This window comes from Tenacibaculum larymnensis (assembly GCF_028829235.1).
GTDB classification, from domain to species: Bacteria; Bacteroidota; Bacteroidia; order Flavobacteriales; family Flavobacteriaceae; genus Polaribacter; species Polaribacter larymnensis.
Map to the genome: position 1 here is coordinate 1 of NZ_JAIWJY010000031.1, position 1,142 is coordinate 1,142.

At 38.4% G+C, this 1,142-nt stretch carries 1 protein-coding gene; it reads right to left on the reverse strand.

The genetic code is table 11. The features are described 5' to 3' along the window. On the reverse strand, nucleotides 1-1,142 hold a 1,142-nt coding region (locus LCI24_RS16880), incomplete at both ends, for a hypothetical protein (protein ID WP_274641424.1).

Genomic DNA, 1,142 nt, shown 5'->3' on the forward strand with positions numbered 1-1,142 from the left:
TCATAGCTTGCACTTAACTCACAACCTGTTACTGGATGTGTAACTGTTACTGTATAAATTCCTGGGGCTAACCTTGTTGTGTTTGTTACACTTACTCCACTATCAACATTATTAATCGTCTCAACGGCTGCTCCTGTATTATCTGAAATTGTTACTGTAGCTCCAGTTATTGATAAGCTTGAATTAAATACAATATCAATTAACTCTCCGCCATTAACACAACTTATCGCATCATTCTGGCTTGGTGTAATGTCTTGCAATTCATCAAAAGCATTGATCGTTTCAACTGGTGAGAAACTCTCACAGCCTTCACTATCTACTACACGTACATAGAAATTTCCGCCTGATTTATCACTTATTGTATATGTGTTAACTGTTCCTGATACTGAAACTGCTGTAATCTCTGTATCTAAACTTGGATCGAAATCTCCAAATGGCGCAACATCTAAGTATAACTCAACTGTACTATAAACTGTACTTCCGCCTGAAATACCCGAACCTGATGCTGTATCAATACTTAAAGTAGCATTGTTAACTGTATTTCCTGTTGCACATCCAAACTGAACTGCGGTTGGTGATGCAACTGTTAATGGTGGGTTATCACCTATAACTACTCCTGTTTCATCTGTTGAACATCCATTTGCGCCTGTTGCTGTTACTGTATATGTTCCTGCTGGTACATTTATAAACGCTCCACTTGCTGCATCATAGTCTCCTTCTCCTGGTGATAAACCAGATCCTAATGTTTGAACTAAACTGTAAGTAACTGGTGTTAAACCTGCGGTTAAAGTAACTTCGATACGACCCGTTGCACTTCCGTTACAGGTAGCGTCTATTGGATTTACTGTAAATGCTGGATCAACTGGTGTGGTTATTTCAAATGTCTTACTTACAACACAATTTCCTGAACCAGTATCAGTAACTCGAACTGTATATGTTCCTATTGGCGTAGTTACTGGTAAAGTGAAGTTATCACTTACTCCTGTTCCTGCAACAATAGTACCTGTTGCTACACTTGTTGAGCTTGGGTCTTCTACTACATAATTGTAGCTTCCTGTTCCTGAACTAACTTCAATACTATATTCTGGTCCTGAAACACAACTTAAAATGCTTACTGGTGTAATATCAAAATCTAAGTCTGG